The sequence below is a fragment of the Rhabdobacter roseus genome (genome assembly GCF_014202275.1).
GTDB lineage: Bacteria > Bacteroidota > Bacteroidia > Cytophagales > Spirosomataceae > Rhabdobacter > Rhabdobacter roseus.
Window position 1 is genome coordinate 264,671 of the sequence record NZ_JACHGF010000006.1, and the last position, 16,383, is coordinate 281,053.

Below are 16,383 nucleotides of genomic sequence, written 5' to 3' on the forward strand. Positions count from 1 at the left end.
CCATGAAAACGCTGAAATTTAAAACCAATATTAAATGTGGCGGCTGCGTAGCCACCGTAAAACCCTTTCTGGACGCCGCCGAAGGCATTGAAGGCTGGGAGGTTGACCTGCAAAATCCCGACCGCACCCTGACGGTACAAACCGAACAACCGGCCGAGGCGGTGCGGGCCGTGGTGAACCAGGCCGGCTATACGGCCGAGCCCGTGAGCTAGGTGCCTGGTGGACAACGCCATCAGATGTACTCTTTACAAAAACAAACGGGTTGAAATACTTGCGCTTACCGCGGTTATTGCCTACTTTTGAACTGTTATGAAAACGGCTATCTACAGATGCTTGACGGTACTTATGACCTGCGTGGTGCTGCTAACCAGCACCGGCGTGGGGCTGGTGGAGCATCACTGTATGATGCGCGGTAAGTCTACGCAGTTTGTCACGATTGGTAAAGGCGATAGCTGCAAGCACTGCGTTTCCAAAAGCCAGGTGGCCGCTTCTGCTTCCCAACAACCTACTCTTCAGAAAGCCGCTTGCTGCAAAGACGACCAAAGCTACCAGAAGGTAGACGTGGTGTCTTCGTTTTCGCAGCTGCTGGCCAAGCTCCTCAAAGCCTTTGCTGAAGCAGTGTTTGCGGCCGTGAAAGCGGTAGTACTGACGCTGGTAGGCTGGCTGCTTCCGGCTTCGGGTAGTTCGTCCGTCGCGGTTTCCTTTTCTTCCTTACTTCACGGGCGCAGTATGCTGTCGTTCGTTCAATCCTTCCTGATTTAGATCGTTAGCACTGGTTGGCTGAGGTACTTTAGGCTAATCCCGCCCGGGATGGCCAGCGCCCCGGCTTTTACTGCTTTCTTCAACGAATCTAAATCCAAACCATGCGCATTTATTTACTGGCGGGGCTACTGGTCCTGCTAGGTACCTTAACCCAGGCACAGCGGGTAACGGGTACCGTATACGAACAAGGACCAACCGGGAAAGTACCCCTGCCCGGTGCCAACGTCTACTGGGCCGGTACCACCCTGGGTACTTCGGCCGACGAGCAGGGACGCTTCTCCATGCCTCGAAGTACCCAGTCCAACCGCCTCGTGGTCAGCTTTGTAGGGTACATCAACGATACCCTAACCATCGGTGCCGAAAGCGAGTGGGAAGTGGTACTTAAGAGCGAGCAAACGCTCGAAGAAGTGGTAGTACAAGGAAACTCCACGGCTATAGACCGCCTTTCGCCCACCCAAACCGAGATCATCACCAGCCGCGCGCTGGCCAAGGCCGCCTGCTGCAACCTATCGGAAAGTTTCGAGACCAACGCCTCGGTGTCAGTCTCGTACGGCGACGCCGTGACGGGCGCGAAGCAGATCCAGATGCTGGGCCTGAGCGGTACCTACATCCAAACCAACGTCGAGAACATCCCGGCCATCCGGGGCCTGGCCACCACCTTTGGCCTCAACTACGTGCCAGGTACCTGGATCGAGTCCATCGACATCGGCAAGGGCGCAGGCTCGGTCGTGAACGGCTACGAAGGCATGACCGGGCAGATCAACGTGGAGCTGCAAAAGCCCGACGGCCTCGAAAAGCTGCACTTCAATGCCTACGTCAATAACTTTGGCCGGGGCGAGCTCAACCTCAACCTGGCGCACGAGCTTTCCGATAAATGGAGCGTGGGGCTGCTTTCGCACGCCAGTACCCTCCGCAACCGCGTCGATAACAACCGGGACGGTTTCCTGGATTTGCCGCTCTACACACAGTTTAATGCCATAAACCGCTGGAAGTACCAGAGCGAAGGCCTGATGGCGCAGTTTGGCGTGAAGGCCCTGCACGAAACCCGCCAGGGCGGACAAATGGCCTTTCGGCCGGGGCAGGAAGGTACCTCGCCGGTCTATGGCTTTGGCAACAACGTCAGCCGTTACGAGGTATTTTCCAAGGTAGCGAAGCTCTTCCCCCACCAGCCCTACAAAGGCCTGGGGCTGATCGTGAACGCCTCGGTCTACGACGGTCGCTCGTACTTTGGCCGCACCCGCTACGACGGCCGCCAAGGTACCTTCTACGGCAATTTGGTGTACCAGTCCATCATTAGCAATACCAACCACTCGTTCAAAACGGGCCTGAGCTACCTCCTGGACGACTACCACGAGACCTACCGCGACACCACGCTGGCGCGCACCGAGTCGGTACCGGGTACTTTCTTTGAATATACCTACAACTACCTCGACAAGTTTGTGCTGGTGGCGGGTACGCGCCTGGATGTCCATAATTTAGTCGGTACTCAGTTTACGCCCCGCCTGCACCTCAAGTACGACCTCGACGCCCACACGACGCTACGCGCCTCGGCGGGGCGGGGCTTTAGGATGGCCAATCCGCTGGCCGAGTACTACGGCAACCTGGTGAGCTCGCGCACGGTGGTATTCTTAGAGCAGCTACGGCCCGAGGTGTCCTGGAACTACGGCTTGAGCCTGACGCGCGACCTGCACCTGGGCGGGATGCACGCTACGTTCATTGTAGACTACTACCGCACCCAGTTTGAGAACCAACTCGTGGCCGACATGGAGCGGCCGGGGTACCTGTACTTTTATAATTTGCAGGATCAGGCCTACGCCAACAGCTTTCAGGCCGAGCTGAACGTGACTCCGGCCAAGCGGTTTGAATTAAAACTAGCCTATCGGTTGTTTGATGTAAAACAAACCCTGGGTAAACCTTTTGACGAGCAGATACTTTTGCCTCGCATGATGATCAACCGCGACCGGGTACTTTTCAACGCGGGCTACGCGCTGCCCTACGACAAGTGGAAGTTTGACCTGACGGTGCAGTGGAACGGTACGCGGCGCATTCCGAGAATGGGGACGGAACATGAACACGGTACTTTTACCTACCAAAACATGGCCGCGGAGCTGGCACCGGCTTTCTACAACCTGAACGCCCAGGTGACCCGTACGTTTCCGAAGTGGGACGTGTACCTGGGGGGCGAAAACCTGAACAACTTTCGGCAGGCCAACCCCATTCTGGGCGCTAGCAATCCCTTTGGCCGCGATTTTGACGCGGGGCAGGTGTGGGGGCCGGTAGTGGGGCGTACGCTCTACGCGGGCATTCGGTACAAGATCAAGTAAAAGCAGATCCATGAAACTACTCATCAAAAATATGGTGTGCGACCGCTGCAAGCGGGTAGTGCGGGAGGAGCTGGAGGGGCTGGGGTTGCGCGTACTGCGCGTGGAGCTGGGGGAGGTAGAAGTAGAAGGTACCCTGGAAGATCCCCTACGTACCCGCGTGCGCGCGGCCCTGGAGCAGGCGGGCTTCGAACTCCTCGACGATCGCCGCGGGGCCTTGGTGGAATTCATCAAAACCCTCATCATCGAGGAAGTGCAGCACCTGAAAGGAAACAAGCCCGGAGCCATGAATTTCTCGGACTACCTGGTGGAAAAAACCGGCTACGAGTACTCGTACCTGAGCCACCTGTTTTCGGCCGAAACGGGCACGACCATCGAGCAGTACCTGATTGCCCAGCGCATCGAAAAGGTGAAGGAGTGGCTTTCGTACGGGGAGCTGAGCATCAGCGAAATGGCCTGGCGGCTGGGCTATAGCAGCGCGGCGCACCTGGCCAACCAGTTCAAGAAAGTAACGGGCCAAACGCCCGGCCAGTACCGAAAAAACGCCAGTACCCGCCGCAAAGCGCTGGACGAAATTTAATGTAGCAAGTACCTTTTAATCTTATTTTTATAACCCTAATGTAATCCAACGATCATGAAGACCATTCTTTTTTCTGTACTCTTTGCCTTTGCCATGACCCTGGGCGCGGCCCACGCCACCGACGACAAGGAGAAGGTAGTGAAAGTCAAAACGTCGGCCATTTGTGGCATGTGCAAGTCGCGCCTGGAGCGTAACCTGGGGCTGTCTAAAGGCGTAAAAGAAGCCAACCTGGACCTAAAAACAAAGGTGATGACGGTGAAGTATAACCCCAGCAAAACCGACGAGGCCGCCATCAAGGCCACCATCGTGAAGACCGGCTACGACGCCAACGACCTCGTGGCTGACCAAAAAGCGCACGACAAACTACCCAAGTGCTGCCAAAAAACGGCGGCTCCGCACGTAGACTAAGTACCCGGCAGGGGTACTTAGTTTAAGGTACTTGGCCCAAACGGCTATTGACTTCTTCATCAACGCATAAAAAAAATGACAGTATTGAACCCGAAAGGGGTACCTGAGGCTCGCTCAAGTACCCCCCGCTTCTCGTTTTCGCTGTGGCAGGTACTTCGTAGGACCGGTCAGGTACTTGCGCTGGGCGCGGGTTTGTGTCTGGTAGTCGGCATGCCCTCGGGCTATGCGCAGCACGAGCACCATCATCCTACCCGGCCCGATACCACCGACCACACCCAACACCACGACCACGCGGCCACGGTGGATACCGCCACGGTGGATACCACGATGGCGGGCGAATACACCATGACGCACGCCTTTTCCCTGAGCCTACCCATGACCCGCAACGGCTCCGGTACCGGCTGGCAGCCCGACGCCACCCCCATGTACGCCTACATGCGGCACGGCTCCCGCTGGAACTACATGCTGCACGCCAGCGTTTTTTTGCGCTACACAGCCCAGAATCTCAACAACTCAGGCCGGAAAGGGGCCGATGCGCGCGTGAGCGTACCCAACTGGGTGATGGGCATGGCGCAGCGGCAGGTGGGACAAAACGGCCTGCTGACGCTGCGCGGCATGATGTCGCTGGACCGCCCCTTCGACGGCGGGGCCGGGTACCCGCTATTGTACCAGTCGGGCGAGACGTGGCGGGGCGTGCCGCTCATCGACCGGCAGCACCCACACGACCTGGTCTCGGAGCTGGCCGTGGCCTATACCCAGCGGCTGGGCCCGAAACTGGACCTAACGCTCTACGCCGGGTACCCCGGAGAGCCCGCCCTGGGTCCGACGGCCTTCATGCACCGTATGTCGGCCTTTAACAACCCCGACGCCGTGCTGGGCCACCACTGGCAGGACGCCACCCACATCACTTTTGGGGTAGTGACGGCGGGCGTGCGCTACGGCAAATTTAAGGCGGAGGCCTCGCGCTTCACGGGCCGCGAGCCGGACGAAAACCGCTATAACTTCGACAAACCCCGTTTCGATTCGCACAGCTACCGGCTGCTCTTTAATCCCTCGGCTGCCTGGGCCTTGCAGGTTTCGCGCGGCTGGATCAAAAACCCCGAGGTACTTCATCCCGACGTAGACGTGATCCGTACTACGGCCTCGGTGCAGCATTCGCTGCCGCTGACCGGCGAAGACCGCTGGCTGGCTACCTCGCTGGTGTGGGGGCTCAACGACGCAGGGGCTGATCATAAAGACAACGCCCTGCTGCTGGAGTCGAACCTACAGCTCAATAAATGGGCCGTGTACGGACGCTACGAGTGGATTCAGAAAACCGCGGAGGAGCTCTTTGTGCAGGAGCCCGCGGGCTTCCACCACGACGACGTCTTTGTGGTGCAGGGCCTGACCCTGGGGCTGAACCGTCAGCTGGGGTACTGGGCCCATACGCTGTTGCAGCTGGGCGCACAGGGTACTTTTCACCGGCAGAGTGAGGCCCTGGTACCTTTCTACGGAGCTAATCCCGTGTCGGCCCAAGTGTACCTGCGGCTCACCCCCGCCCGCATGCGCATGAACTAGGGTACTTGACCGAAGCAAGCCGCACAGCGCCTCCGGATTTTTCGGGGGCGTTTTTTTTTAGTCTTGTAAAAAAAATAGAGAAAGTAGGTTTGCAGAAAATAGGGGTACTTTGCAATGCGGCCAGTATCGTTTCTTTCACCATTTATTCAACGACCCCATTCATGACCACTTACCTCAACAGCCTCGACTACGCCAGGTACCTTGACGAAACCGACGAACTGCGGCACTTCCGGGCCGAGTTTCTGGTACCCGAGCGGGACGGCCAGCCGCTTACCTACCTCTGTGGCAACTCGCTGGGCTTGCAGCCCCGGCGGGCTCGGCAAGCGCTGGAACGGGAGCTAATGAGCTGGCAACAGCGGGGCGTAGAGGGCTGGTTTGAGGGCGACGCGCCCTGGCTGTCCTACCACCGCAGCTGCCAGGAGCCGCTGGCCCGACTGGTGGGTGCGCGGCCCGCGGAGGTGTGCCCCATGAACAACCTCACCGTGAACCTGCACCTGATGCTGACTACCTTTTACCGGCCAACGGGTACCCGCACCAAAATCCTGACGCTGGCGGGTGACTTCCCCTCCGACCAGTACGCCCTCGAAACCCATGTGCGCAGCCGGGGCCTGGACCCGGCGGAGGTACTGGTAGAAGTACCCCTGCGGGCGGGCGAGTTTCACTGGCGCGAAGCAGACCTCCTGCAAGTCCTGGACCAGCAGGCCGACACCCTGGCGCTGGTGGTGATGAGTGGGCTGCACTACTACAACGGGCAGGTACTTCCGATGCAGGCGCTGGCCCAAAAGGCCCGTGCGCTGGGTATTCCGGTGGGCTTCGACCTGGCTCATGCCGTGGGCAATGTACCCCTGCACCTGCACCACTGGGACGTGGACTTTGCGGTATGGTGCTCTTACAAGTACCTCAACGCGGGGCCGGGCGGGGTGGCAGGACTCTTCGTGCACGAAAAACACCACAAGGCCCAGGCACCTCGCCTGGCGGGCTGGTGGGGCTACGACGAAGCGCGGCGTTTCGAGATGACCCAAGGCTTCGTGCCTATGCCGGGGGCGGCGGGCTGGCAGCTAAGTACCCCGGCCATTTTGCCGCTGGCCGTGCACCGGGCGGCGCTGGGGCTCTTTGAAGAAGCGGGGGGGATGGAGCGCCTACGGGAAAAAAGCCTGCGCCTGACGGGCTACCTGGAGTTTCTTTTACAAGACATCAACCAGCGCTACGGCGCGCCCATCACGCTCATGACGCCGCCACGCGCCGAAGAGCGGGGGTGTCAGCTGTCGTGGCTGGTACGGGCAGAAGGAAAGGTACTTTTTGACTACCTCGGGCAGCGCGGGATCGTGGGCGACTGGCGCGAGCCCAACTGCATTCGCCTGGCTCCGGCACCGCTCTACAATACCTTTGAAGAGGTATGGCGGGTAGGGGAGGCACTGGATACATTTTATGCGGCTTCACGACCCAGGTACCCTTTCTAGGCTTTTTCGTAAGGGGCCTTTTGGGACTCACGCAGGTTCAAACCCAACATTTTTTCAAATTAGCGGTACATGAATATTAACAGCTGCCGGAAGTACCCTTGAACGAGTGCGGATGAACCGTAACCAACATCGTTTTGATCTCTTTTTCCATATATGTAAGAAGCATTGTGGAAATAGTTCCCTAACTGGCTTGCTGGCTAGCCGATTTGCCCCATTTTTTTTATACTGGTGCAATCATATTGAGAGTAGCACACTCTTTTTGCTTAGTAAGCGGATGACTTTCATGCTACTAAGCTTCCTAATGAAATAACCCTCACTATGAACGACAAATCCAATCCATTTGAACGAGAAAAGGATTCAAGCGCGCCGTGGAAAGACATTAATTTTTTAGCCGTATTTGAAAAATCGGCCGCTTCGTTGGTCATTAAGGCCGACCCGCCCCGCTTCACCATGCTGGCGGTGAGTGATCAGTACCTGAAGATGACGGCCTGTAAGCGGGAAGACCTGATCGGGAAGGGCGTTTTTGAAGTCTTTACGGATAACGAAACCGATCCCAGCGGCGCACTCAGCGCGTTTCGGGCCTTCATGGAGGTGATCGAAACCAGGCAACAGGTGGATCTGCCCATTTATAAGTACGAAATAATTTCACCCGCCAGCGGTAAACTGGAGCCATTTTACTGGTCCAACTGCAACGTCCCGATTCTGGGCGAGGACGGTCAGGTAGCGTATATTCTCAATACCACTACGGACATTACCGAGCAGATCCTGCTGAAGGAAAAAGGCGAAAAGGCCCGGCTTGATCTGGCGCTGCACCAGCAGCAAATCAACGAAATGTTTGTGAAGGCTCCGGTGGCCATTGCTACCCTTATGGGGCCCCGGCACGTGGTGGAAATTGCCAACGATCGGATCCTGGAAATATGGGGGAAGTCGCCCAAACAGGTTATAAACAAGCCCATCTTTGAAGGCTTACCCGACGCCAAAGGCCAGGGCCTGGAAGCGCTGCTGGCCAACGTGTACACTTCCGGGCAGCGCGTGGTGGCCTACGAGCGCCCGCTGGAGCTGCTCCGTAACGGGATCATGGAAACCATCTACGTTAATTTTTTGTACGAGCCCATTACGGAGGAAAGCAATCGCGTAAGGGGGATTATGGTGGTGGCTACGGAAGTAACGGACCAGGTACTGGCCCGGCAACGGCTAGAAGAAAACGAGCAGCGGCTGGAAAAGCTCGTGGAAGAAAGAACCCGGGAGCTCTATACGTCCAACGAGGCGCTGCTCCGAACCAACCAGGAGCTGGAGCAGTTTGCCTACATCGCCAGCCACGATCTTCAGGAACCCCTGCGCAAGATCCAGATCTTTTCCGAGCTGCTGGGAGATAACCTGCACTCCGAAGAAACGGCCAAAACCTACCTCGGCAAGATCAATTCGTCGGCCCGCCGTATGGTCGAGCTCATCAAGGATGTACTCGACTATTCACGTTTGGCCAAAAAAGACGAACAGTACGTACCCACGGACCTGAACGTGATCATGGCGACGGTGCTGGTAGACTTCGAGTTGATGATCGAACAAAAACAGGCGTCCATTCAGCTGAACCGGCTTCCGGTGATTGACAGCATTCCCCGTCAGCTAAACCAGCTGTTTTCAAATTTGCTGAGCAACTCCCTCAAATTTTCGGACAAAAAGCCAGCCATCGAGATCTCGGCCCGCGTACTTTCCGGCCCAGAAATGGACGCCCAGCTCGGCCTGCGGCCAGGCGTTGACTACGCAGAGATCATATTTAAGGATAACGGCATTGGCTTTGAGCCAAAGTACGCGCAGCAGATTTTTACCATTTTTCGGCGACTGAACCACAGCAAAGCCTACAGCGGTACCGGCATTGGACTGGCCCTTTGCAAAAAAATAGTGGCAAATCACCAGGGCGTTGTTTTTGCCGAAAGCGAATTAAATGAGGGGACTACCTTCTTCATCTACCTGCCCCTGCGCCATCCGGCCTAGGTACTTGCCAGCTCAGTAGTGCAGGTACCTTCCTTGTGTTTTCTTTGGCCGCAGCCATTATCCTAAGAATACTATTCTGTAAAAAAAGCAAGACGTTTCCAACCCTTTGGCTCGAAACGGGGTCTGACTAGGAGTGTGCCGTCCGTTGCTTTACGAAAGTAAGAGCGTTGATAGGTACTTCTGTTAGCCGTGGGTACTTTATTGGCCGAAAAGACAATAAAACGATCTTATATATCCCCGCCGAGTTTGTAGGTACCTCTTCTCTTATTTAAGGATGAAAAGGTACCTACGTTTTTTTATTCTCCCAGCAGGCAGCCAGGTACCTACCTGCTACGCCTGGCTGGCAACCAAAGGTTTCAGGCCGCAGAGGGAATCACTCGTGGCGTCGTTTCGTAAGCGGAGCTGGAGTAGTTCTTCTCCCTCGCACCGGATCAGATCCAGCGTATCTACTTCCAGAATGTAGGCTATCTGAAGCAAACGTTCCAGGGTAAGGCGTGTGTAGGCGAGTTCTATCTTGCTGTAAGCATTCTGCGAAATCCCCAGTTTCATGGCCAGGTACTCCTGCGTATAATCTCTAAACTCCCTGATTTTCCTTATGTTGGCGGCTACTGATCGTATTTTTGATTCCACGAAAACTTGCATAAGGTACTTTTATTGGTGAAACATAGTTTACTTAAACATACGGCCCAGGTAAAGTACTTAGATGAAAACAGACGGGAAGAAATAAATAATTAATCCGCAAGTACCTTATACCCAGGACTTCTCTTTCCAGGCTTGTTTGCGGTTCCAGCAGGTAGTTTCAAAACCGACGCCGGCCTGAGCCCTGGATCTGGAGGGATGCCCAAGTCACTGACCCACTAAGCCGGAAGTACCTGGCCGTTGCCCACTCCGAGCAGCACATTCAGCTGGCGGTACAGTCGCTGCGGAAGAAGCAGAAAACGATCATCATCATTGCGCACCGGCTCAGCACCGTCATGAACGCCGACAAGATCGTGGTACTTCACCAGGGCAAACTCGTCGAGGAAGGTACCCACAAGCGCTTGCTGAGCAAAAAAGGCAAGTACTACGACATGTGGAAGCAGCAGTTCCCGATGCTGGAAAGCGTCAACTGAGGTACTTGGTACCTAAAGTACCCTTCTTCTAAGTACCCCTACACGATCTGGAGCCGGTACTTTTGCAGCAGTCCGGCCAGGCCGTCGCGCGCGAAGCGGGCCTTTTCGAGCTGGTTGTCTTCGGGATCAATGACAAACGAGTAGGCGGTCGAGAAATCGGCTCCTTTCAGCACACAGCGTGAAAAAACGGAACGGTCGAGGTTGCAGTTTTGAAACGTAGCCTGGGTCAGATCCACGTTCAGGAAGTTGGCATCCTGGATGTCGCAGTCCTGGAAGCGCGTCTTTTTGAGCTTTTGTGGGCCAAAGCTTGAGTACCTCAAATTACAGCCGACGAAGGTAAACGCCAGCATGAAATCCTGACACTGTCCGAAGTCCACGCCCGTAATTTTGCACTGCTCGAAGGTAACATTCTTGAGGCCGGTACCTTTGAAGTCAGCCAGCCCGAAGTTACAGTTTTGGCAGACGCAGTCCATGAAGGTTGTTTTGGGAAACCGCACTCCTTCAAACGTGCAGTTGATGAAGGTACATTGCTCAAATTCCAGCTGGGCCAGTACCTGTCCGGCGTAGTTGATATTTTCAAAAATCTGGTCGTAGTATTCCACAGAGAAGTAGCTGGTAGAGCGGCAAAGATAGCCGTCAGTCTTCATTTTTTGAAGAAGAAAAGTACCTAAAATAGGGTGCGGAAGATAGCCGCCCAGCACTTTCAGCAGGTACCTTTTACAAAAAAACAAGCCCGATCATAAGACGGCCGGGCTGTTCACACTATAACGTTACAAAATAGTAAGGTGCAAGTAACTAAAAATCAAAGTTACAATAACTGATAAAAGTCAGCTTTGTGGGTTTTTTTGTAAAAATCACGAGCTATTTTTAATTTTTTTAAAGAAAAGAGGGTGACAAGGGTACTTTTTAACCCCAGAGCTGGTTGGCGGCGGTCAGGATCAGAGGCTCCGCGTCGGTAATGACGATGGTGTGCTCGTGCTGGGCTACGTAGCTACGGTCTTTGGTCATGAGCGTCCAGCCGTCGTTGGTGGCGTGGGCGTAGGCCGCGCGGGTGGAGATGAAAGTCTCGATGGCCACTACTGAGTGGCGCTTGAAGCGCCGGGTATTGTGGGAGTCGTAGAAGCAGGGTATCTCGCTGGGCTCCTCGTGCAGGCTTCGGCCCACGCCGTGGCCTACGAGGTTCCGGATCACCCGGAAGCCCGCCTTACGCGCTTCGGTCTCGATGAGCCGCCCGATCTCGGCGATCCGCACGCCGCCCTTGATCTGGCCGATGGCCTTGCGCAAAATGGCCCGCGAGGCATCCACGAGGGGCTGGTGGCCGTGCAGGTCGGGTCCGAGCACAAACGAGCCGCCGTTGTCGGCCCAGTAGCCGTTCAGCTCGGCCGATACATCGATATTGACCAGGTCGCCTTCTTGGAGGATCTTGCGCCGCGAGGGGATGCCGTGCGCTACTTCGTGGTTGAGGCTGATGCAGGTCCAGCCCGGAAAGCCGTAGGTAAGCCGCGGGGCCGACCGCGCCCCGTACTGCCGCAGGAGTTCCCCGCCAAAATCGTCCAGTTCCTGGGTGGACATGCCGGGTTGGGCGTAGTCGCGCATTTGCTTGAGCGTAGCGCCGACGGCCTCGCTGATGGCCTTCATGCCGTCGAGTTCGGCTTGGGACGTAATGGACATAGGTACTTTTTTTAAAATTATTTCTAACAAAGATAAAAAACGCGCCGCTATGGCTGTTCAGAAAGCTTGGCGATGGGCGTTAAAAGTACCTTACGGAACTCCACCTCCGAGCCTTCCGCTTGCAGGGCAATCTGGCCCGACCGTACGGTACAATTAAAGCCGTGGTTGACAAAATCACCGTTGACCCAAACCTTGACCTCGTCGTTGAGGCACTCGATGGTCAGGGCGTTCCACTCGCCCACGGGCTTCTCGGAACCGTCGGTGAGGTTCGGGATGCGGCGAAGCTTATTGCCGTTGACGCCCCAGTTCTCGCGCGGGCCGCGCCGTTTTTCCATGTCGGGCACGGTGATATCTTCCTGAATACACCAGAAATCGCCCGCGTTTTGGTGCATCATTTGTACTTCGATGGACTTCGGAAACATGTCGTACAGCGCCCGGGGCGTCGAGGCGTGGACCAGCGCACCGCAGTTGCCGGGTTTGGCCGCAAAACGGTACTCGAGCTCGAGGCGGTAGTTCTGGTAGGTAGCGTCGGTGATGAGGTGGCCGCCGGGCGTGCCCATACTTACCAACAGGCCGTTGCGCACCAGGAAAGGCGTTTTCAGGTTCGGATTTTTGTCCATATCCGGCACGTCGGCGTGCCAGCCGCTGAGGTCTTTGCCGTTGAAGAGGCTTTTGGATTGGCCCTGGGCGGGCAGCTGGCAGGCCCAAAGTACCCCCAGGAGCAGGGCCAGGCAGGTTGTTGTTTTTTTCATGGAAGCAATTTCAGTAAGGTACTTTGGTTAAAAGAAGGAACCGTTGGGATTCTTATGGATCGAGACGGTCTTTACTTTTCCCAGCGGTACTACGACGGCCTGTTTGATGTTGGGATTGTACAAAAAAAAGTAGGTAGAGTTGTCGCCCAGGTACTGGTAGTGGGTACTGTCGGCGGGAAAATCTTCGTAAAGTACCTGGTAGCTAAACTTCCGGGTATCGTGCCGAACCTGGTTGGCCTGGTAGAGCGCGTAGTACTGCACGGCCACGAAGACGTACAGGCCGATCATGGCGAACCCCATCCGGTCCCGGATTTTGTTGCGGTGTGCTTCGGATTTATTCTTGTAAAAAGTCCACTTGCGGATGACCGGAAACTTGTCATACAGGATCTCGTTGAGCTTGTAAAGTCCCCCCAAAATGAGCAGGCTGGCCGCCACAAACAAAATGGCGGCGATCTCCTGGAAGGGCGCCATGATGAAGTCGTTGAGGTTGGAAAACCGGAAGATGTTGATCTTAAAGGTGATGTAATAAAAAAAGCTAAATACCATCCCGATGGAAACCAGCAGCAGGTAGGCCCCCACCGAAATCGTGATACCCAGTTCGTGGGTTTTGAGGTACTCGTACAACTTGGCGAGGGGGTTGTAATTGCGGTACGGATTCTCCATAGGTACTTCCGGCTCGGGTGCTACAGTGAGGGAGCTTGCGTTTTTTTACCCAAAGTAAATTGTTTTGCCGGAGGTATCGAGTTGGTGGGGAAGAATTTATTCGTAAGGCCTCGAGGTACTTCGCGACAAAGTACCTCGCAAATACCTTTAGGTACCTCAGTACTTTGAACACAAAGATAAAGGGGTATCGCTTAGGGTGATTGGCACGGTTGAATAAATCCGGGAGAATTGCTACCTTTAAGGCTATGTGTTTTTATATCCTAAGTCAATCCAAAAAGGAGGCGCTGGAGGAGCGCTTTCGGGCCCAGGCGGTTGAGATCGACGCCTACGAGCCGGAAGGTAAGGTGTCGGGTTTTTCGCTGCCGACGGTACCCGTCATTACCACGGAGTTTCCCCAACACATCCAGTTTATGCGCTGGGGGCTCATCCCCGTCTGGGCCCGGGCCGACAAAGCCGACGAGCTGGCCCGCATGACGCTCAATGCCCGCAGCGAAACGCTCTTTGAGAAGCCCAGTTTCAAGGGCTCGATTATGTACCACCGCTGCCTGGTGCTGGTGGATGGTTTCTACGAATGGCGCCACGAGGGTAAAAAGAAAGTACCCTATTTCATTCGGCTGCAAGCGGAGCAGCCCCTGGCGCTGGGCGGGCTCTATGCCCTTTGGACGCACCCCACCACCCACCAAACCTACCAAACCTGCTCCATCATCACCACCCCGGCCAACCCGCTGATGACCTACATCCATAACACCAAGGAAAGGATGCCGTTCATCTTGCCGCCGGAGCACGAGCGCCGCTGGATTGCGCGCGACTTGCCCCGCGCCGAGATCGAAGCCCTGATGCAGCCCCTGCCCGAGGAACTCATGCGGGCGGAGGTCATGGAGGGGTAGCTTGGCCTATTTCCTGGGTTTTGGAAAAGCCTTGGTCTCTTCCAGGATTTTTTGTTTCTATTCACCTATAGGCTACATTTGTGGCCGAGAAATGCTTTTGTATTGAGCCTCTTTTGATCGTATGCGTAGCCGCTGGCGACGCCCTTTGCCCAAGACTAGTCAGCGGCCAACCGCACTGTTAGATACATAACTGATTTTCACCCCTTAGACTACAGGATCTCTTTCCAAACGGCATGAGTACAGCTAAAAGCAAACGGCTCGTAGTATGGACGATACTGCCTCTCCTGATTTTGTTTTGCCCAAAAAGCTACGGCCAGCAGGATGCGCTCGATAGCCTCCGGGACGCTGTGCGGAACAACCCTCGGGAGGATACGCTGAAGGTGATTCAACTCAACGAACTGGCTTATAAAAGCTTTTCTTACGATGCCAAGGACCTGGCTGCGTATAGTCAGCAGGCGCTGCTGTTGGCCAGAAAACTCAACTACCCGCGTGGCGAAGCAACCGCCTACAAAAACCTGGCGTTATCCTATATGCTCATCCACGGAGACGTAACGGCCTTACGGTACCTGGAGCATTCTAAACGGCTTTTTCAAGCGCTGCGCGATACCGTGGGCCTGGCGGGAACCGTAAACTACATAGGCTGCTACTATGCTACGCTAAAAGATTATAAGCAGGCGTTGCCGTATTTTCTGAAAGCCGAAAAGCTATTGGGAAACCGTACACACCCGATCCGGCTGACGATTTTATCCAACACGGGCTCTTGTTACGAAGATCTAAGGCAATTTGGAAAGGCGGAAAAGTACTATCAACGCGTAAAAGAACTGGCTCAGGCCGTAAAAGAAAACGACTGGGTCGTTGTTTCTTACTATCATTCGGCGTCGCTTCTTGTGGCTCGAAAGAAATATGAAACAGCCCTGAAAATAGGCACCGAAGCGCTGTATTTCATCAACAAACAGAATATCAGCCCCCGCAATGTCCAGGCCATTCATCTTTTGCTAGGCGATATTAATTACCAACTTGGGCACTACCCGCGGGCTCGGGAGTACTACGAAAAGAGTGCTGTGCTGGCCCAACAAATGAACAGCCGGGAAAACATGGCTACGGTGTATTACAAGTTTCACCTGCTAGATTCCATTGCCGGCAACCATGCCAGCGCTCTTCAGTATTTTAAGCGGTATCAGCTTATTACCGATAGCCTGCTGAACGAAAATAAAAATACCATTATAGCGCTTCATAAGGTTCGATTTGCGCTCGAAGAACACGAAAGTGAGAACAAACGATTGCTACTGGCCCGAAGCACGGACGAGAAGGTTATTTTTTACCAACGCCTGGTACTTTTCCTGACCCTTATCAGCCTGGCCGTGGTAGGAATATCCTTTTTTCGACTAAAAAACCTCCACCAGAAGGTACGAAAGAGTAATCAGCTCGTCGTGCAACAAAACGATCAGCTGGAAGAAACCAACCGGGTTAAAGATAAGCTGTTTTCCGTAGTAGCTCATGATCTAAGAGGGCCTTTCATACAGCTTATCAATCTGCTGGATATGATGGAAAATCAACTCATCAGCCTCGAAGAACTTACCGATTTCTTACCCGCCCTGAACAAAGAATCGCGCCAAACGCTGGACATGATGGATAATCTATTGGTATGGTCAAAGAGCCAGATGAACGGCTTTCAGCTGAGGCCCGTAGAACTCAACCTGAGCGCTTTAGTACAAGATACAGTGGAGGTACTTCAGGTTCAGATTCGTGAAAAAGAACTACGGGTAGTTTGCACTATCCCAGGGTCTCTGGTCGCCTGGGCCGACCGGGATATGATCCGGATCGTAGTCCGGAATCTACTGGTCAACGCCATTAAATTTACGCCCCAGGGTGGACTCATTGAACTAAAAGGGTACCGGTCAGGGTCGGATGTAACCCTAGCCCTGCACGACACCGGCGTGGGCATGGTCGAGGAGCAACTCACAAGGTTATTTTCCTTCAAAGTAGAAAGTACCCCCGGAACGGCTCACGAGAAAGGAACAGGCCTGGGCTTGAAAATAGGGCGCGATTTGCTCGATTTGAACCAAGGAACCATCAAGGTAGAAAGTACCCCCGGCCAGGGTAGTACTTTCTACGTGAAGCTGCCCGCATGTCAGCCGCAGGAGGAATCAGAAACGGTGGTCAGCGAGCCGTGAAGCCGATCTCGTGCCGATAGCATTCCAGCCGTGTTTTAAATCGT

16 protein-coding genes are annotated in these 16,383 nt (G+C 55.0%); 11 read left to right on the forward strand and 5 right to left on the reverse strand.

What is annotated here, in order from left to right:
- Positions 1–2: 2 nt before the first annotated feature.
- From HNQ92_RS18970 to HNQ92_RS19005, 8 genes are all read left to right on the forward strand, one after another.
- Positions 3–212, forward strand: a complete 210-nt coding sequence (locus HNQ92_RS18970; protein WP_184176234.1) for a heavy-metal-associated domain-containing protein — start codon at positions 3–5, stop codon at positions 210–212.
- Positions 213–309: 97 nt separating this feature from the next.
- Positions 310–762, forward strand: a complete 453-nt coding sequence (locus HNQ92_RS18975) for an HYC_CC_PP family protein (RefSeq protein ID WP_184176147.1) — start codon at positions 310–312, stop codon at positions 760–762.
- Positions 763–863: 101 nt separating this feature from the next.
- A complete protein-coding gene (locus HNQ92_RS18980; protein ID WP_184176149.1) occupies positions 864–3,086 on the forward strand; it encodes a TonB-dependent receptor in 2,223 nt (740 codons plus the stop codon).
- Between the two features lie 10 nt (positions 3,087–3,096).
- Complete coding sequence (locus HNQ92_RS18985; protein ID WP_184176151.1) at positions 3,097–3,663, forward strand: AraC family transcriptional regulator; 567 nt, start codon at positions 3,097–3,099, stop codon at positions 3,661–3,663.
- Positions 3,664–3,717: 54 nt separating this feature from the next.
- Entirely contained in the window at positions 3,718–4,071 is a 354-nt protein-coding gene (locus tag HNQ92_RS18990; protein ID WP_184176153.1) for a heavy-metal-associated domain-containing protein, read from the forward strand.
- 75 nt (positions 4,072–4,146) lie between these two features.
- Positions 4,147–5,628, forward strand: coding sequence for a hypothetical protein (locus tag HNQ92_RS18995; protein ID WP_246440445.1), 1,482 nt, complete (start codon positions 4,147–4,149; stop codon positions 5,626–5,628).
- A 161-nt stretch (positions 5,629–5,789) separates the two neighbouring features.
- A complete protein-coding gene (kynU, locus tag HNQ92_RS19000) occupies positions 5,790–7,088 on the forward strand; it encodes a kynureninase (RefSeq protein ID WP_184176155.1) in 1,299 nt (432 codons plus the stop codon).
- A 318-nt stretch (positions 7,089–7,406) separates the two neighbouring features.
- A complete protein-coding gene (locus HNQ92_RS19005) occupies positions 7,407–9,080 on the forward strand; it encodes a sensor histidine kinase (protein ID WP_184176157.1) in 1,674 nt (557 codons plus the stop codon).
- Positions 9,081–9,410: 330 nt separating this feature from the next.
- Here HNQ92_RS19005 and HNQ92_RS19010 read toward each other — a convergent pair whose 3' ends face one another.
- Positions 9,411–9,710 carry a helix-turn-helix domain-containing protein gene (locus HNQ92_RS19010; RefSeq protein ID WP_343063018.1) on the reverse strand — a complete coding sequence of 100 codons (300 nt, stop codon included), beginning with the start codon at positions 9,708–9,710 and terminating at the stop codon, positions 9,411–9,413.
- A gap of 344 nt (positions 9,711–10,054) precedes the next feature.
- On the opposite strand from HNQ92_RS19010, the gene HNQ92_RS19015 reads away from it, so the two are divergent.
- Positions 10,055–10,192, forward strand: coding sequence for a hypothetical protein (locus tag HNQ92_RS19015; protein ID WP_281380764.1), 138 nt, complete (start codon positions 10,055–10,057; stop codon positions 10,190–10,192).
- Positions 10,193–10,230: 38 nt separating this feature from the next.
- On the opposite strand, the gene HNQ92_RS19020 is transcribed toward HNQ92_RS19015, so the two are convergent.
- The 4 genes from HNQ92_RS19020 to HNQ92_RS19035 all read right to left on the reverse strand — a co-directional run bounded on the left by HNQ92_RS19020 (position 10,231) and on the right by HNQ92_RS19035 (position 13,278).
- Positions 10,231–10,839: a pentapeptide repeat-containing protein gene (locus HNQ92_RS19020; protein ID WP_184176161.1), complete on the reverse strand. Its 609-nt coding sequence runs from the start codon at positions 10,837–10,839 to the stop codon at positions 10,231–10,233.
- A gap of 259 nt (positions 10,840–11,098) precedes the next feature.
- Positions 11,099–11,863, reverse strand: coding sequence for a type I methionyl aminopeptidase (map, locus tag HNQ92_RS19025; protein ID WP_184176163.1), 765 nt, complete (start codon positions 11,861–11,863; stop codon positions 11,099–11,101).
- A 47-nt stretch (positions 11,864–11,910) separates the two neighbouring features.
- A complete protein-coding gene (locus HNQ92_RS19030) occupies positions 11,911–12,615 on the reverse strand; it encodes a 3-keto-disaccharide hydrolase (RefSeq protein ID WP_184176165.1) in 705 nt (234 codons plus the stop codon).
- Positions 12,616–12,642: 27 nt separating this feature from the next.
- A complete protein-coding gene (locus HNQ92_RS19035; RefSeq protein WP_184176167.1) occupies positions 12,643–13,278 on the reverse strand; it encodes a hypothetical protein in 636 nt (211 codons plus the stop codon).
- A gap of 245 nt (positions 13,279–13,523) precedes the next feature.
- On the opposite strand from HNQ92_RS19035, the gene HNQ92_RS19040 reads away from it, so the two are divergent.
- Both HNQ92_RS19040 and HNQ92_RS19045 read left to right on the forward strand, forming a co-directional pair.
- Positions 13,524–14,165, forward strand: a complete 642-nt coding sequence (locus HNQ92_RS19040) for an SOS response-associated peptidase (RefSeq protein ID WP_184176169.1) — start codon at positions 13,524–13,526, stop codon at positions 14,163–14,165.
- 233 nt (positions 14,166–14,398) lie between these two features.
- Positions 14,399–16,339, forward strand: a complete 1,941-nt coding sequence (locus HNQ92_RS19045; RefSeq protein ID WP_184176171.1) for a tetratricopeptide repeat-containing sensor histidine kinase — start codon at positions 14,399–14,401, stop codon at positions 16,337–16,339.
- Positions 16,340–16,383: the final 44 nt, after the last annotated feature.